This is a genomic window from Streptomyces sp. NPDC002276 (assembly GCF_053891435.1).
The window spans coordinates 243,448-258,680 of sequence record NZ_JBSFCQ010000007.1 but is presented as its reverse complement, the minus strand read 5'-3'; the positions used below and the strand labels follow the sequence as shown (position 1 = coordinate 258,680).

Annotated in this window: 13 protein-coding genes; 10 read left to right on the top strand and 3 right to left on the bottom strand. The window is 69.8% G+C overall.

Annotated elements, in window-relative coordinates:
- The first annotated feature begins 123 nt into the window (after positions 1 to 123).
- From ACWIHT_RS20265 to cimA, 10 genes are all read left to right on the top strand, one after another.
- Positions 124 to 1,167, top strand: a complete 1,044-nt coding sequence (locus tag ACWIHT_RS20265; protein WP_403978952.1) for a 3-isopropylmalate dehydrogenase — start codon at positions 124 to 126, stop codon at positions 1,165 to 1,167.
- A 263-nt stretch (positions 1,168 to 1,430) separates the two neighbouring features.
- Positions 1,431 to 2,519 (top strand): branched-chain amino acid aminotransferase, encoded by a 1,089-nt coding sequence (locus tag ACWIHT_RS20260; RefSeq protein WP_456169497.1) that lies wholly within the window; start codon positions 1,431 to 1,433, stop codon positions 2,517 to 2,519.
- Positions 2,520 to 2,614: 95 nt separating this feature from the next.
- Positions 2,615 to 3,685, top strand: coding sequence for a hypothetical protein (locus tag ACWIHT_RS20255; protein ID WP_456169496.1), 1,071 nt, complete (start codon positions 2,615 to 2,617; stop codon positions 3,683 to 3,685).
- A 315-nt stretch (positions 3,686 to 4,000) separates the two neighbouring features.
- Positions 4,001 to 5,305, top strand: coding sequence for a KamA family radical SAM protein (locus ACWIHT_RS20250; RefSeq protein ID WP_456169494.1), 1,305 nt, complete (start codon positions 4,001 to 4,003; stop codon positions 5,303 to 5,305).
- A 101-nt stretch (positions 5,306 to 5,406) separates the two neighbouring features.
- On the top strand, positions 5,407 to 6,090 hold the full coding sequence (gene ureA, locus ACWIHT_RS20245) for an urease subunit gamma (protein ID WP_456169493.1): 684 nt from the start codon (positions 5,407 to 5,409) through the stop codon (positions 6,088 to 6,090).
- A complete protein-coding gene (locus ACWIHT_RS20240; protein WP_456169492.1) occupies positions 6,087 to 7,757 on the top strand; it encodes an urease subunit alpha in 1,671 nt (556 codons plus the stop codon). The genes ureA and ACWIHT_RS20240 overlap by 4 nt, the downstream gene beginning before the upstream one ends.
- 17 nt (positions 7,758 to 7,774) lie before the next feature.
- Complete coding sequence (locus tag ACWIHT_RS20235) at positions 7,775 to 8,791, top strand: agmatine deiminase family protein (protein WP_456169491.1); 1,017 nt, start codon at positions 7,775 to 7,777, stop codon at positions 8,789 to 8,791.
- Between the two features lie 25 nt (positions 8,792 to 8,816).
- Complete coding sequence (locus ACWIHT_RS20230; RefSeq protein WP_456169490.1) at positions 8,817 to 9,422, top strand: TetR/AcrR family transcriptional regulator; 606 nt, start codon at positions 8,817 to 8,819, stop codon at positions 9,420 to 9,422.
- A gap of 122 nt (positions 9,423 to 9,544) precedes the next feature.
- A complete protein-coding gene (locus tag ACWIHT_RS20225) occupies positions 9,545 to 10,282 on the top strand; it encodes a TolB family protein (protein ID WP_456169489.1) in 738 nt (245 codons plus the stop codon).
- Positions 10,283 to 10,704: 422 nt separating this feature from the next.
- Positions 10,705 to 12,309, top strand: coding sequence for a citramalate synthase (gene cimA / locus ACWIHT_RS20220; RefSeq protein ID WP_456169488.1), 1,605 nt, complete (start codon positions 10,705 to 10,707; stop codon positions 12,307 to 12,309).
- Between the two features lie 7 nt (positions 12,310 to 12,316).
- On the opposite strand, the gene ACWIHT_RS20215 is transcribed toward cimA, so the two are convergent.
- The 3 genes from ACWIHT_RS20215 to ACWIHT_RS20205 are packed head-to-tail and all read right to left on the bottom strand — an operon-like array spanning position 12,317 to position 15,169.
- Positions 12,317 to 12,808, bottom strand: a complete 492-nt coding sequence (locus ACWIHT_RS20215; RefSeq protein ID WP_456169487.1) for a hypothetical protein — start codon at positions 12,806 to 12,808, stop codon at positions 12,317 to 12,319.
- Positions 12,802 to 13,293, bottom strand: a complete 492-nt coding sequence (locus tag ACWIHT_RS20210; protein ID WP_456169486.1) for a hypothetical protein — start codon at positions 13,291 to 13,293, stop codon at positions 12,802 to 12,804. Before ACWIHT_RS20210 ends, ACWIHT_RS20215 begins: the two co-directional genes overlap by 7 nt.
- A 7-nt stretch (positions 13,294 to 13,300) precedes the next feature.
- Positions 13,301 to 15,169 carry a ricin-type beta-trefoil lectin domain protein gene (locus ACWIHT_RS20205; protein ID WP_456169485.1) on the bottom strand — a complete coding sequence of 623 codons (1,869 nt, stop codon included), beginning with the start codon at positions 15,167 to 15,169 and terminating at the stop codon, positions 13,301 to 13,303.
- Between the last annotated feature and the right edge of the window lie 64 nt (positions 15,170 to 15,233).

The following is a 15,233-nucleotide window of genomic DNA, read 5'->3' as shown; positions in this document are numbered from 1 at the left end:
AACTCCAACGCCCTCCCGGCAATGGGGTGAACTCCGGTCGAACGGCCGACACCGCACCCCGAGGCGCGTCCGCATCATGGACACCCGGTGTCATCCCATGGGACGCGGAGTACGGTGTCGGGCATGTCTCGCAGCATCGATCTCGCAGTGATCCCCGGTGACGGCATCGGTCAGGAAGTCGTGGCCGAAGGTCTCAAAGTCCTCTCCGCCGTCCTTCCGCAGGATGTGAAGCTGGAGACCAAGGAGTTCGACTTCGGCGCCCGGCGCTACCACGCCACCGGTGAGACCCTCACCGAGGACGACCTCGCCGCGCTGAAGCCGCACGACGCGATCCTGCTGGGTGCGATCGGTGACCCGAGTGTTCCGTCCGGGGTGCTGGAGCGCGGGTTCCTGCTGAAGCTCCGCTTCGCCTTCGACCACCACGTCAACCTGCGGCCCTCCAAGCTGCTCCCCGGTGTGGCGACCCCGCTCGCCGGTGAGCCGGAGATCGACTTCGTCGTGGTCCGTGAGGGTACGGAAGGGCCGTACACCGGAAACGGCGGCACGATCCGCAAGGGCACCGAGCATGAGGTCGCCACCGAGGTCTCCGTCAACACGGCCTTCGGTGTCGAGCGGGTCGTCCGGGACGCCTTCGCCCGCGCCCAGGCCCGTCCGCGCAAGAAGCTCACGCTGGTCCACAAGAACAACGTGCTGACCTTCGCGGGCCACCTGTGGACGAACGTCTTCAACAAGGTCGCGGCCGAGTTCCCCGAGGTCACCACCGACTACATCCACGTCGACGCGGCGACGATCTACCTCGTCACCGACCCGGCCCGCTTCGACGTGATCGTCACCGACAACCTCTTCGGCGACATCATCACCGACCTCGCCGCGGCCGTCTCCGGCGGCATCGGCGTCGCCGCGAGCGGGAACATCAACCCGTCCGGCGAGTTCCCCTCGATGTTCGAGCCCGTGCACGGCTCGGCCCCGGACATCGCGGGCCAGGGCAAGGCCGACCCCACCGCCACGGTCCTGTCCGTCGCCCTCCTGCTGCGCCACCTCGGCTACGAGTCCGAGGCCGTGCGCATCGAGGAGGCCGTCTCCGCCGACCTCGCGGAGCGCACCGGCAAGCCCGCGCGCAGCACCACCGAGATCGGCGACGCGCTCGCCGTACGAGTAGCCGGCTGACCCCGCCGCCACTCGAAAAACTCACGCAGTATTTCGAAGCCGCCGGGTCGCAACCGCACCCGGCGGCTTTTCTTACGTCCCCGCCGGGTGCCACCATCATCCCTGGGTCGCATTCACGCCGTTTTCGTCCACGGTCCACCACGCGCGATAATCGAACGCGGAGCCGCGGAATGAGGCAATGCTCGGACGTCCTAACACTGGCCACTGGCAGTCGAGGGCGTGAGCGCGGCCCGTCACACACAACCGGTGAAGGACAACCACTGATGACGACGCCCACGATCGAGCTCAAGCCCTCGGCCTCGCCACTTTCCGCCGCCGAGCGCGACGCGATTCTGGCGAACCCCGGGTTCGGCCGCCACTTCACCGATCACATGGTGACGATCAAGTGGACCGAGGGCCGCGGCTGGCACGACGGCCAGCTCGTGCCGTACGGTCCGCTCTCCCTCGACCCCGCGAACATGACCCTGCACTACGCGCAGGAGATCTTCGAGGGCCTCAAGGCCTACCGGCAGGCCGACGGCTCCGTCGCCACCTTCCGCCCCGAGAAGAACGCCCGCCGCTTCCAGACCTCCGCCCGCCGCCTCGGCATGCCCGAGCTGCCGGTCGAGACGTTCATCGAGGCCTGTGACGTGCTGGTCCAGCAGGACCGCGACTGGGTCCCCGCGCACGGCGGCGAGGAGTCCCTGTACCTCCGCCCGTTCATGATCGCGACCGAGGTCGGCCTGGGCGTGAAGCCCGCCAACGAGTACCTCTTCCTGGTCATCGCCTCCCCGGCCGGCGCCTACTTCCCCGGCGGTGTGAAGCCCGTCTCCATCTGGGTCTCCGAGGACCACGTCCGCGCCGTCCCCGGCGGCATGGGCGACGCCAAGACCGGCGGCAACTACGCCGCGTCCCTCCTCGCCCAGGCCGAGGCCGCCGAACAGGGCTGCGCCCAGGTCTGCTACCTCGACGCGGTCGAGCGCACGTGGGTCGAGGAACTCGGCGGCATGAACCTGTACTTCGTGTACGGCAACAGGATCGTCACCCCCACCCTCACCGGCTCGATCCTGGAGGGCGTCACCCGCGACTCCCTCCTCACCCTCGCCCGCGACCTCGGCTACGAGCCGGAAGAGGGCCGTATCTCCATCGACCAGTGGCAGCGCGACTCCGAGAACGGCACGCTGACCGAGGTCTTCGCCTGCGGTACGGCCGCGGTCATCACCCCGGTCGGCACGGTCAAGCGCACCGGCGCGGAGTGGACGCAGTCGGGCGGCGAGCCCGGCGAGGTCACCCTGCGGCTGCGCGGCGCCCTCCTCGACATCCAGCGCGGTGACTCGGTCGACAAGCACGGCTGGATGCACCCCCTGGGCTGAGCCCGGCGGCCGGACACCGGTTCGACGCGTATCGCCTCCCCCGTGCGGGTATCCACTGATTCCGCGGGACACGGGAACACGGGGGAGGGAACGCGGTGAGTGGTGGGCCGATACCGCGACTGCGCTGGCTGCTGCGCGCGTTACGCACTCCGCGCCGCCCGCAGAGCCTCACGGTGCTCGTCCTGCTCGCCGGCTGCGCGGGCCTGTTGCTGTGGTTCGCCAAGCGCATGGACAACTACGGCGAGAACCTCGCCCTCAACCTGGGCACCGACATCGCCGGCGTCGTCATCACCGTCTTCGTGATCGGCCCGCTGATCGCCCGCGCCCAGGAGGGCCGGGTCCGCGAACACACCCGGCTCGACTACGAGTGGTTCGCCGCGCAGGTGTACGGCTCCACGTCCAACGTGAAGGTCCTCGACACCTTCTCCAACCTGTTCGGCCCGCAGTTCTCCGAGCGCCTCTTCCGCGGTGTCCGCTCGGCCACCGCGCACGGCGCCCGGGTGCAGATCCTGCTGCTGGACCCCGACTCCCTCGCGGTGATCCTGCGCGGGCGCGAACTCGGCGAGCAGAGCGCCGACATCCGCCGCGACATCATGCGCAACCTGCGCACCCTGGACCGGTTCGCACAGCGCCTCGACGAGCACTCCAGGAGCCTGCTGGAGGTACGGCTCTGTTCGACCTCCCCCGGCGTCACCCTCTACCGCTGGGACGAGCGCTGTCTCGTCTCCTTCCTCACCGTCGGCCGACTCTCGGGCGAGGGCGTCCAGTTGGAGGTCGCGGTCCGCTCCCCGCTCGGCACGTTCGTCGAGCAGCGCTTCGACGAGCTGTGGCAGCAGGGCAGACCGATGGACCGCTTCACCCACCTCCCGGTGACGCTGGTCGACGCGGCCGACGGACGGCGGGAGTTCAGCTGCCGCTTCGTCTACGTCGACGACCGCCTGTATGTCGAGGCCCCCGACCTCGTCACCTACCTGGCCCGCCGCCGCCTCGACCAACTCTCCGCCCACAGTGGGGTGCTGGGCCCGGGCGAGGCGTACGAGGTCATGGTGGTCGACGACCGCAGCGAGCTGCACGGGCGGCTCACCCACCACTTCACGCAGAAGTACGATGCGCAGGCGGCGGCCTTCGTGGAACTACGGCCGCCTACGGTCCTGGTCACGGAATAGAGGGCCCCGGCAATAGATGAACTCACAGGCACCTCCCCATGCAGACATCCGCGCGGAAGCGCGTGCCCTCCTCGGCGACTGGTTCCTCAAGGCCCTGTCTGTGGCGGCCTATCTGTCCGTCCCCACCCTGGTCTGTCTCGCCCTGGTCGCCGTCACCAGTCCTACCTACGTGCCGTTGGCAGCGCCCATGATTGCCTCGGCGGCAGGTCTGCTCTTCGTGGCACACCGGCCATGGCGTCACGCCACGCAGCGTTGCACAGCACGGAATAGAGGGCTTTCGCACCAATGAGTCCAGCGCACCACCCGGCTCTCGAAGTGAGCCCTCGCTTCCGCGCCTTCACGCCCCGCGACCTGGACGGACTGCTGAAACGCGTCTCCCTGTCGGCCACCGAACGGCTCGCCCTCCGCGCCGTCTCCTCCGTTCTGCCCTTCCGTACGAACAGCTACGTCGTCGACGAGCTGATCGACTGGTCGGCGGTACCGGACGATCCGATCTTCCGGCTGACGTTCCCGCAGGCCGGGATGTTGCCCGAACCAGACCTCAAGCAGATGGCCGACCTGCTCTCCCAGGAGGCGCCGAAGGCCGAAGTCCTGCGCGCGGCCCACGAGATCCGGATGAAGCTGAACCCGCACCCCTCGGGCCAGCTCGACGCCAACGTGCCCGTGCACGAGGGTGAGCGGCTCGAAGGCCTCCAGCACAAGTACCCGGAAACCGTGCTGGTCTTCCCGCGTCAGGGCCAGACCTGCCACGCCTACTGCACGTACTGCTTCCGCTGGCCCCAGTTCGTCGGCGAGTCCGAACTCCGCATCGCCACCGACGACATCGCGACCACCACCGCCTACCTCCGCGCCCACCCCGAGGTCACCAGCACCCTCATCACGGGCGGCGACCCGCTGGTCATGAGCACCGAGGTGCTGAGCCGCTACGTCGACCCGCTCCTCGACATCGACACGATCCGCTCGATCCGCATCGGCACCAAGTCCCTCGCGTTCTGGCCCTACCGCTTCACGACCGACCGCGACGCCGACGACCTGCTGCGCCTCTTCGAGAAGGTGGTGGCGAGTGGTCGTCACCTGGCGTTGATGGCCCACTTCACCCACCCGCAGGAACTGCGCCCACCGGTCGTCCGGGAGGCGATGCGCCGGGTACGCGGCACGGGCGCAGTCATCCGCTGCCAGGGCCCGCTGGTGGCCGGCATCAACGACAGCGCCGAGGCCTGGGCCGAACTGTGGGACGAGACGACCACGCTCGGCGCGGTGCCGTACTACCAGTTCGTGGAGCGTGACACCGGCCCCCAGGGCTATTTCGGCGTTCCGCTGGCCCGCGGCCACCAGATCTTCCGCGACGCCTACGCCCGGGTCTCCGGCCTCGCCCGCACGGTCCGCGGCCCGGTCATGTCGGCGATGCCCGGCAAGGTCTGCGTCGACGGCATCGCGGAGGTGGCCGGCGAGAAGGTCTTCGTCCTCCACCTGATCCAGGCCCGCGACCCGTCCCTGGTCGAGCGCCCGTTCTTCGCGGCCTACGACGAGACCGCGACGTGGTTCACCGACCTGAGGCCGGCGTTCGGGGCGAGCGAGTTCCTGCCGGGGCTGGGACATCTAGAGCACCGCACAAGCTGACAGCGAAGACATCGAACCACTTCAAACGGACTTGTTCGACTTGTTTCCTTTTTCCACTCCCCGAGTTTAGAGTGCTGCTCTAAACGAAGGGATGGATCCTCATGCGGCTCACCCCCACCGAACGCGACCGCCTCCTGCTCTTCGGCGCCGCCGAGCTGGCCCGCGCCCGCAAGGCGCGCGGCCTGCGGCTCAACGTGCCGGAGGCCACCGCGCTCATCGCGGACACGGTGTGCGAGGCCGCCCGGGACGGTGTCAGGCTCGCTCTCGCGATCGAGCGCGCCCGGTCGGTCCTGGGGCCCGACGACGTCCTGCCGGGCGTCGCGGACGTCGTCACCGAGGTCCACGTCGAGGCCGTCTTCGACGACGGTTCCCGGCTCGCGATCGTCTCCGACCCCATCGGCGGGGGCGGACTCGCGGACCGCGCCCCGGGCGCGCTCCTCCCCGGCCCCGCGCACGCCGAGCCCGAGGCGGTCGTCCGGCTCACCGTCACCAACACCGCGACCGTCCCCGTCTCCGTGACCTCCCACTTCCACTTCTTCGAGGCCAACCCGCGCCTCGACTTCCCGCGCGCCGAGGCCTACGGCATGCGGCTCGCCGTCCCCGCCGGATCGTCCGTCCGTTTCGGCCCCGGCGAGAGCGCCGAGGTCGGTCTGCTGCCGATCGGCGGCGAGCGGATCGCCATCGGTTTCGCGGGCCTCGTCGACGGCCCGCTGGACGCGCCGGGCGCGAAGGAAGAGGCCCTGCGCCGGGCAACCGCCTGCGGCTACCTGGGAGTTGAGCTGTGAACCCGTACGAGTACGCCGCCACCCACGGCCCCCGCGCCGGCGACCGCGTCCGCCTCGGCGACTCGGGCCTGACCGTCCGCGTGGAGTCCGACTCGCAGCGCTACGGCGACGAGTTCCTCGCCGGCTTCGGCAAGACCGCCCGCGACGGACTCCACCTCAAGGCCGCCGCCGTGCGCGAGACCTGCGATGTGGTCGTCAGCAATGTCGTCGTGATCGACGCCGTGCAGGGCGTCCGGAAGGTGTCCATCGGGATCCGGGAAGGGCGCATCTGCTCGATAGGGCGGGCCGGTAACCCCGACACCCTCGACGGGGTCGATGTCGTCGTCGGCACGGGTACGTCCATCGTCTCCGGCGAGGGACTCATCGCCACCGCCGGGGCCATCGACACCCATGTGCACCTGCTCTCGCCGCGCATCATGGAGGCCTCCCTCGCCTCCGGGGTCACCACGATCATCGGGCAGGAGTTCGGCCCGGTGTGGGGCGTCGGCGTCAACTCGCCCTGGGCGCTGCGCCACGCCTTCAACGCCTTCGACGCCTGGCCGGTCAACATCGGCTTCCTGGGCCGGGGTTCGTCCTCCGACGCGGCCCCGCTGATCGAGGCGCTCGCCGAGGGCGGGGTCAGCGGCTTCAAGGTGCACGAGGACATGGGCGCCCACACCCGCGCGCTGGACACCGCGTTGCGGGTCGCCGAGGAGTACGACGTCCAAGTCGCCCTGCACAGCGACGGATTGAACGAGTGCCTGTCCGTCGAGGACACCCTGCGCGTGCTCGAAGGGCGCACCATCCACGCCTTCCACATCGAGGGCTGCGGCGGCGGACACGTGCCGAACGTCCTGAAAATGGCCGGAGTTCCGAACGTCATCGGCTCCTCCACCAACCCCACCCTCCCCTTCGGCCGGGACGCGGTCGCCGAGCACTACGGCATGATCGTCTCCGTCCACGACCTGAAGACCGACCTGCCCGGCGACGCGGCGATGGCCCGCGACCGCATCCGCGCCGGGACGATGGGCGCCGAGGACGTGCTGCACGACCTGGGCGCGATCGGCATCACCTCGTCCGACGCACAGGGCATGGGCCGGGCGGGGGAGACGGTCCGCCGTACGTTCGCGATGGCCGGGAAGATGAAGGCCGAACTCGGCGCCCCTGAGCACCATGACAACGAACGCGTCCTGCGCTACATCGCCAAGCTGACCATCAACCCCGCGATCGCGCACGGGCTTTCGCACGAGGTGGGGTCGCTGGAGGTCGGCAAGCTCGCCGACATCGTGCTGTGGCGGCCCGAGTACTTCGGCGCGAAACCGCAGTTGGTGCTGAAGTCCGGGTTCCCGGCGTACGGCGTGGTCGGCGACCCCAACGCGGCGACCGACACCTGTGAACCCCTGGTCCTGGGACCGCAGTTCGGGGCGCACGGCAGCACGCCCGCCGACATCTCCGTGGCGTTCGTCGCACAGGCGGCCCTGGACCAGGGCAACGACGCGATGCCAACTCGCCGCCGACGGGTGGCAGTTCGCGGCACGCGCGGCATCGGCCCCGCCGACCTGTGCCTCAACTCCCGTACCGGAGCGGTCGACGTCGACCAGCGCACCGGCCTGGTCACCCTGGACGGCGAACCGCTCCGCTCCGAACCGGCCGAGTCCGTCTCCCTCAACCGCCTCTACTTCCTCTAGGCCCCCCGGAGTTCCTCATGACCTATCGCATGCCCCCCGAGTGGGCCCCGCACGAGCGCACCTGGATGGCCTGGCCCGGACCCAACCCCACCTTCGCCACCGACGGGGAACTGGCGGAGGCCCGTACCGCGTGGGCGTCCGTGGCCCGTGCCGTGCGCCGCTTCGAACCGGTGACGATGGTGCACGGACCGGGGCAGGGCGAGTCGGCGCGCGAGTTGCTCGGCCCGGACGTCGACCTGGTCGAGCGCGACCTCGACGACGCCTGGATGCGGGACATCGGCCCGACATTCGTCACCGACGGCTCTCAACTGGCCGCCGTGGACTGGACGTTCAACGGCTGGGGCGCCCAGGACTGGGCCCGCTGGGAGCACGACTCCAAGATCGCCCGCCATGTCGCCGACCTGGCCGGAGTCCCGGCGCTCAGCAGCACCCTCGTCAACGAGGGCGGCGCGATCCACGTCGACGGCGAGGGCACGGTCCTGCTCACCGAGACGGTCCAGCTCGGCGAGGGCCGCAACCCCGGCTGGACGCGCGAGCAGGTCGAGGCGGAGATCCATGCCAACCTCGGCACCACAAAGGCGATCTGGCTCCCGCACGGCCTCACCGGCGACTACGGCCGCTACGGCACCCAGGGCCACGTCGACATCGTCGCGGCCTTCGCCCGGCCCGGCACCGTCCTGGTCCACAGCCAGCGCGACCCGGCCCACCCGGACCACGCCCGCTCCCAGGAGTACCTGGCGCTGCTGAGGGCCGAAACCGACGCGAAGGGGCGCCCGTTGGAGGTCGTAGAGATCCCGGCGCCGACCGTCCTCAAGGACGAGGACGGCGACTGGGTCGACTACTCCTACATCAACCACTACCTCTGCAACGGCGGGGTCGTGCTCTGCGCCTTCGACGACCCGCACGACGAGATCGCGGCCGGCATCTTCCGGGGCCTGTTCCCCGAGCGGACGGTCACGTTGGTGGACGCCCGTACGATCTTCGCGGGCGGTGGCGGCATCCACTGCGTCACCCAGCATCAGCCGAAGGTCTGAGGACCGAGGGAGAGGGAGTCGGACGATGGCCGGTGCGCGGAAGAACGCGCCGCCGCGCGAGGAGGTCCTCGCCGCAGCCATGCGCATGATCGCCGAACACGGGCTGGAACAGCTCACCATGGCGGCGCTCGGCCGCGAGGTCGGCATGAGCAGCGGCCATCTCCTCTACTACTTCCACTCCAAGGACGAACTGCTGCTCCAGACCCTGGAGTGGAGCGAGGGCAGGCTCGGCGCGGAGCGCGGACGCCTGCTCACCCGCACGGCCTCCGCGCGCCAACGCCTGGACGCCTACGTCGACTTGTACGTCCCCGACGGCCATCGCGACCCGCACTGGACGCTCTGGCTTGAGGTCTGGAACCGCTCGCAGAGCGCTGCCACCGATGCCCTGGCCCGCGACCGGCAGGCCGCCATCGAGGGCGTCTGGCACCGCGACCTCGTCGCCCTGATCGCGGAGGGCATCTCGCGCGGCGAGTTCCGCCGCGTCGACCCCGACCGCTTCGCCGCCCGCCTCCGTGCCCTCCTGGACGGCTTCTCCATCCACGTGGCGATCGGCCTGCGCGGCACGGACCGGGCGCAAGTCCTCGACCACGTAAGGGAGTTCGTGGAGGAAGGGCTTCTCGCGGACGCGTGAGGAAGCGCCCGGGTTGTACGCGGACGAGCGCATTGACCCGAGGTGCCCGGTGCGCTTGCATCCTGGTGAGTCCCCGGTGCGGGACCGGGGGGGGAAGACAAGGTTTCGGGGGAACCATGTTCATGCCCACACGGCCCACACGGCCCACACGCACCTCAAGCATCTCCGTAGGGGCCGCGCTGCTCCTCGCGCTGGGCGCCGCCGCCCCGGCACTCTCGGCACGGCACGCGCCCCGCCTCCAACGGATCAGCGCATGCGCCCGCTATGTGGCGTTCGCCTCGGCCGAGACCAACCTCGTCCCGGGCGACCGGAACGGCGTCGCCGACCTCTTCGTCCGCGATCTGCGCACCGGCCGTACGGCGCGCGTCGCGCAGGGACCGATCGTGGACCGGTCGGCGTTCAGCGCGGACGGCAGGTACCTCGTCTTCGTCACCCCGGCCGCGCTCTCGAAGGGGGACACGGACGGCGTCGCCGACGTCTACCTCCGCGACCTACGGGCCGGCCGCACCGAACGCGTCAGCCACGGCCACGCACCGACCGCCTCAGCACCACGGCCGACGGCACCCAGGGCGGACGGGGCCAGCTATGGCGTGAGCCTGAGCGCCAACGGCCGGTACGCGGCGTTCAGTTCGAGCGCGACGAACCTCGTCCCCGGCGACACGGACGGCGTCGCCGACATCTTCGTCAAGGACCTGCGCACCGGCACGGTCCGACAGCTGACCCCGGGCGCCGACGCCCCCGCCTACCTCGTCGACCTCGACGCCGACGGCGGGTCCGCCGCGCTCGCGTCCCCGGCCACCAACCTCGTCCCGGCCGACATCAACGGCGTCTCCGACGTCTCCGTCGACCGCCTCAACTGACCGACCTGGGAGCCCCGCAACGCCTTTCAGCCGACGGCCGGTGACGACGGCCGCCGGATCGTCTACCAGTGCACCTACGCCAACGACACCACCGACGTCCTCGTCCGTCACCTGAAGTGATCGACCGCATCCTGAGACGCACATGAGCGAGGCGCGGGGGCTGTGCCAGACTGCCTCCGTGTTCTCGTTCGCCACGATTATTGGCAGCAGGCGCGCCGGTCCGCAGTGACCGCCTCGTACGACCAGGTACGGGCGATCACCGTCGTCACTCGACCCGCGCGCAGACCTCTCGCACCCGCGAGGGGTTTTTCGCTTTTCTGGCCCATCTTCAGCCGGGAAAGCAGTGCGAGGGATCATTGAGGGACGGTGGAGCCGGTCATTCCGGTACAGACCGAGATTCAGATCCTCAGGAGCCAGACACCATGACGGAAACCAGCGCACTCGACGATGCGTTCCACGTCTTCGACACGACCCTGCGTGACGGCGCGCAGCGGGAGGGCATCAACCTCACCGTCGCGGACAAGCTGGCCATCGCCCGGCACCTGGACGACTTCGGCGTCGGTTTCATCGAGGGCGGCTGGCCGGGCGCCAACCCGAGGGACACCGAGTTCTTCGCCCGCGCCCAGCAGGAGATCGACTTCAAGCACGCGCAGCTCGTCGCGTTCGGCGCCACCCGCCGCGCCGGCGCCAAGGCCGCCGAGGACCCGCAGGTCAAGGCGCTCCTGGACTCCGGCGCCGATGTCATCACCCTGGTCGCCAAGTCCCACGACCGGCACGTCGAACTGGCCCTGCGCACGACCCTCGACGAGAACCTGGAGATGGTCCGCGACACCGTCTCCCACCTCGTCGCCCAGGGCCGCCGCGTCTTCGTCGACTGCGAGCACTTCTTCGACGGCTACCGCGCCAACCCCGAGTACGCCAAGGCCGTCGTCCGCGCGGCCTCCGACGCCGGCGCGTCCGTCGTGATCCTCTGCGACACCAACGGCGGGATGCTCCCGGCGCAGGTCCAGGCGGTCGTGGCCACCGTCCTCGCCGACACCGGTGCCCGGCTCGGCATCCACACCCAGGACGACACCGGCTGCGCGGTCGCCAACACCCTCGCCGCCGTCGACGCGGGCGCGACCCACGTCCAGTGCACGGCGAACGGCTACGGCGAGCGCGTAGGCAACGCCAACCTGTTCCCCGTGGTCGCCGCCCTGGAGCTGAAGTACGGCAAGAAGGTCCTCCCCGACGGCAAGCTCCGCGAGATGACCCGCATCTCCCACGCCATCGCCGAGGTCGTCAACCTCACCCCGTCCACGCACCAGCCGTACGTAGGCGTATCGGCCTTCGCCCACAAGGCCGGCCTGCACGCCTCCGCGATCAAGGTCGACCCGGACCTGTACCAGCACATCGACCCCGAGCAGGTCGGCAACACCATGCGGATGCTGGTCTCCGACATGGCGGGCCGCGCCTCCATCGAGCTCAAGGGCAAGGAACTCGGCGTCGACATCAGCGACGACCGCGAGCTGGTCGGCCGGGTCGTGGACCGCGTCAAGGAGCGCGAACTCAAGGGCTACACCTACGAAGCGGCCGACGCGTCCTTCGAACTCCTCCTCCGCGCCGAGGCGGAGGGCAAGGCCCGCTCCTACTTCCAGGTCGAGTCCTGGCGCGCGATCGTCGAGGACCGCCCCGACGGCAGCCACGCCAACGAGGCCACGGTCAAGCTCTACGCCAAGGGCGAGCGCATCGTCGCCACGGCCGAGGGCAACGGCCCGGTCAACGCCCTCGACCGCGCCCTCCGGGTCGCCCTGGAGAAGATCTACCCCCAGCTCGCCAAGCTCGACCTCGTCGACTACAAGGTCCGCATCCTGGAGGGCGTCCACGGCACGTCCTCCACGACCCGCGTCCTGATCTCCACGTCCGACGGTTCGGGCGAGTGGTCGACGGTCGGCGTCGCGGAGAACGTCATCGCCGCGTCCTGGCAGGCGCTGGAGGACGCGTACACCTACGGCCTCCTCCGCGCCGGCGTCGAGCCCGCCAAGTAGCCCGCCCTCAGCAGGAGTTCTCGGCGAGTTTCTCGAACTCGCCGAGACTCATGGCCTTGTCGTCGGCCCAGACCTGGCCGGGTTCGAGGGCCGTGATCTGCTCGGTGGTGAACTCCACGATCCCGTTGTACGAGTCGCCCGTGATGTAGTGCCCGAAGCGCAGCGAGTAGTGGTGCCCCGGCAGGAGCCGCTGCTCGCCCCGGTGCCGGGCCCGCCAGGCGGCCGGCGGCGAGAACAGCGGGAACTCGGCGTCCCCGCTCAGCTTCTCCTTCCGCACGTCCCACCCCGTGGTGACCGGCCCGTCGTCGATCCCCCTGGCCCAGCCGTCGAGGGACGGCGACTGGTAACTGTCGTCCCCGCATGGCCGGATCAGCGCGTACGGCGCCCCGTCCGCCCCGAGCCGCACCCCGGCCAGCGGCAGATCGACGGCCGTGCACCCGCTGAGCAGCAGACACCCCGCCACCACACCCACGACCGCCGCCGCCCTCCGGGTCAGCACGAGTCGTCCGCGAGTTTCTCGAACTGGCCGAGGCTCATGGCCTTGCCGTCGGCCCAGACCTGGCCGGGTTTCAGGGCGGACAGCTTCTTGGCGGTGAACGTGACGGTGCCGGTGTACTCGGAGGTGGGCACGGCCTTGCCGAAGGAGAGTTCGTACCTGTAGCCCGGCACCACCCGCTGCGGGCCCACGGGTGAGGCGCGCCAGCCGGCCGGCGGTGAGAAGAGCGGGAACCGCGCGTCGGCCCCGGTCCGCTCGACCGTGGTGTCCCAGCCCGAGACGTTCCGCTCGGGGTCGTTGTGCGTGCCGAAGAGCCCCAGCCCCGTGATCATGTCGTCGCCGCACGGCCGCAGCACGGCCGTGAAGCCCCCGTGCGTGTCCTGCTCCACCGCGACCAGCGGCAGCGGCCCGGACGGCCCACATCCGCTCAACACCAACGCACCGGCGACCGTGCCCAGCACGGCCGCCGCCCCCGTCATGCGTCTCATAACTCCCCTACTGCAGATGCCACTTCTGGTTGGCGGCCCCCGTGCAGGTCCAGATCTGCGCCCGCGTCCCGTTCGTCGACGAATTGCCCGTCACGTCAAGGCACTTGTTGGCCGCCGTATTCACCACATCACCGGTCGTGGAGTTGTACGACCACTGTTGCGCGGCGGTTCCATTGCAGTCGTACAACTGCACCTTCGCCCCGTCCGCCGTCGAAGCCGACGTCACGTCGAGGCACTTGCCGAGCGAGCGCACCGTGCCGTCGGTGCCCACGGTCCACTGCTGGGCGGTCGAGCCGTTGCAGTCGTAGAGCTGGACGGCCGTGCCGTTGGTGGTCGAAGCACCGGCCACGTCGAGGCACTTGCTCGCCAGGCCCACGAACGCGCCGGTCTGGCTGCCCCCGCCGGACTGCGTCCCCGTCCAGGTGAAGGTCGCGGAGGTCTTGCCGGGGAGGGAGTAAGTCGCGTGCTGGCCAGCCCAGTTGATGGTGACGGTCTTCGCGGTGGACGCGTCGTTGTAGGCGATCAGCGCCTTCGAGCCGTCCGGGTTGCGCCAGGCCACGTTCGGCACGTTCGTGGACGCCGTCGAGGCGATCCGCTGCGCGCCCGGCCGGACGAACTTCGTCAGCTGGCCCATCGTGTAGTACTCGACCGTGTAGTCGACGGTCCCGCTCGCGCCGTCGCCGTTGTGCACGGTGATCAGTCCCGTGCAGGTGCCGCAACCGCCGTTGTGCGGGCCCATGTTCTGGTCCACGGCCAGCGACCACTTCGTCACCGACTTCGCCCAGTTGCGGGTGTAGTCGATGATGTTGTTCATGTCCTCGCGCTGCTGGTTGGCGATCCAGGTGCCGCCGGAGTGCTCGGTGCCGAAGGCGTCGAGGGTGGGGTACTGGTTGTGCACGGTGGTCTGCTTGGTGACGTCACCGCCGTAGCCGTGCCAGGCGATCCCGCCGAAGTTGGGGTTGGAGCGGACGGCCGCGTCGTCCACGGTCGAGGCCGCGTAGGAGTCGTACACGTCCCAGTTCCAGTCGTGGGCGAGGACCTTCGTCGTGAGCCCCGACGCGTTGAGCTTCGGGAGCAGTTCGCTCTTCGTGAAGTACGCGAGCCCGGACGCGTTCCAGCTCATCGACGGGTAGCCGGAACAGCAGGTCGGTTCGTTCTGGACGGTCACGTACGAGACCGGAACGCCCTGGTCCTTGTACGCCTGGAGGTACTTCACGAAGTAGTTGGCGTAGACCCCGTAGTCCTCGGACTTCAGCCAGCCGCCGTTGAGCGAGCCGCTGTCCTTCATCCAGGCGGGAGCCGTCCATGGCGAGGCCATGACAGTCAGAGAGGGGTTCAACGAGAGCGCCTGCTTGGTCAGCGGCACGACATCGGCCAGGTCGTGCGCGATCGAGAACGACGTGAGGTTCGGGTCGGTCGCGCCGGAGGCCACGTCGTCGTAGGAGTAGCCGTATCGCGCCAGGTCGGACGCGCCCATCGGATTGCGCAGGAACGACAGCCCGATCCCGTCCGTCGGCGAGAACAGCTTGGTCATGGTCGCGTTCCGGGTCGCCGTCGACAGCGCGCCGCTGCTGTTCATCAGCCAGGCCGCGGTGTCCGTGAAGGACGCGCCACCGCCGGTGAAGGTCTGGTAGCGGGTGTTCTCGTCGACGGTGATGTTCTCGCCGCTGCCGCCCGTGCCGGAGGAGAAGGCGAACGGCGTCTGGGCCTGGAGGCCGCGCGTGACATGGCGTCCGGCGGCGTCGTCGGTGGTGGTGAGCCAGGCCGTGACCTGTTCACCGGCCGCGTGCGCGGGTGGTACGGCCGCGGTGAAGCCGGCCACGGAGAGCAGTCCGGCGAGCAGCAGCCGGGCCGTGCGGGGGGTTCTCCTGGACATGGATGCGTTAGCCCTTCCTGACGAGACGTCTTGACGGGTCTGCGGGCCGTTAGTTAACTCACGG

What these genes read in the sequence shown, in the direction of transcription:
- ACWIHT_RS20205 (WP_456169485.1), bottom strand. Translation starts at nt 15,169, where the DNA reads ATGTCCAGGAGAACCCCCCGCACGGCCCGGCTGCTGCTCGCCGGACTG.
- ureA (WP_456169493.1), top strand. Translation starts at nt 5,407, where the DNA reads ATGCGGCTCACCCCCACCGAACGCGACCGCCTCCTGCTCTTCGGCGCC.
- ACWIHT_RS20260 (WP_456169497.1), top strand. Translation starts at nt 1,431, where the DNA reads ATGACGACGCCCACGATCGAGCTCAAGCCCTCGGCCTCGCCACTTTCC.
- ACWIHT_RS20265 (WP_403978952.1), top strand. Translation starts at nt 124, where the DNA reads ATGTCTCGCAGCATCGATCTCGCAGTGATCCCCGGTGACGGCATCGGT.
- cimA (WP_456169488.1), top strand. Translation starts at nt 10,705, where the DNA reads ATGACGGAAACCAGCGCACTCGACGATGCGTTCCACGTCTTCGACACG.
- ACWIHT_RS20210 (WP_456169486.1), bottom strand. Translation starts at nt 13,293, where the DNA reads ATGAGACGCATGACGGGGGCGGCGGCCGTGCTGGGCACGGTCGCCGGT.
- ACWIHT_RS20230 (WP_456169490.1), top strand. Translation starts at nt 8,817, where the DNA reads ATGGCCGGTGCGCGGAAGAACGCGCCGCCGCGCGAGGAGGTCCTCGCC.
- ACWIHT_RS20225 (WP_456169489.1), top strand. Translation starts at nt 9,545, where the DNA reads ATGCCCACACGGCCCACACGGCCCACACGCACCTCAAGCATCTCCGTA.
- ACWIHT_RS20235 (WP_456169491.1), top strand. Translation starts at nt 7,775, where the DNA reads ATGACCTATCGCATGCCCCCCGAGTGGGCCCCGCACGAGCGCACCTGG.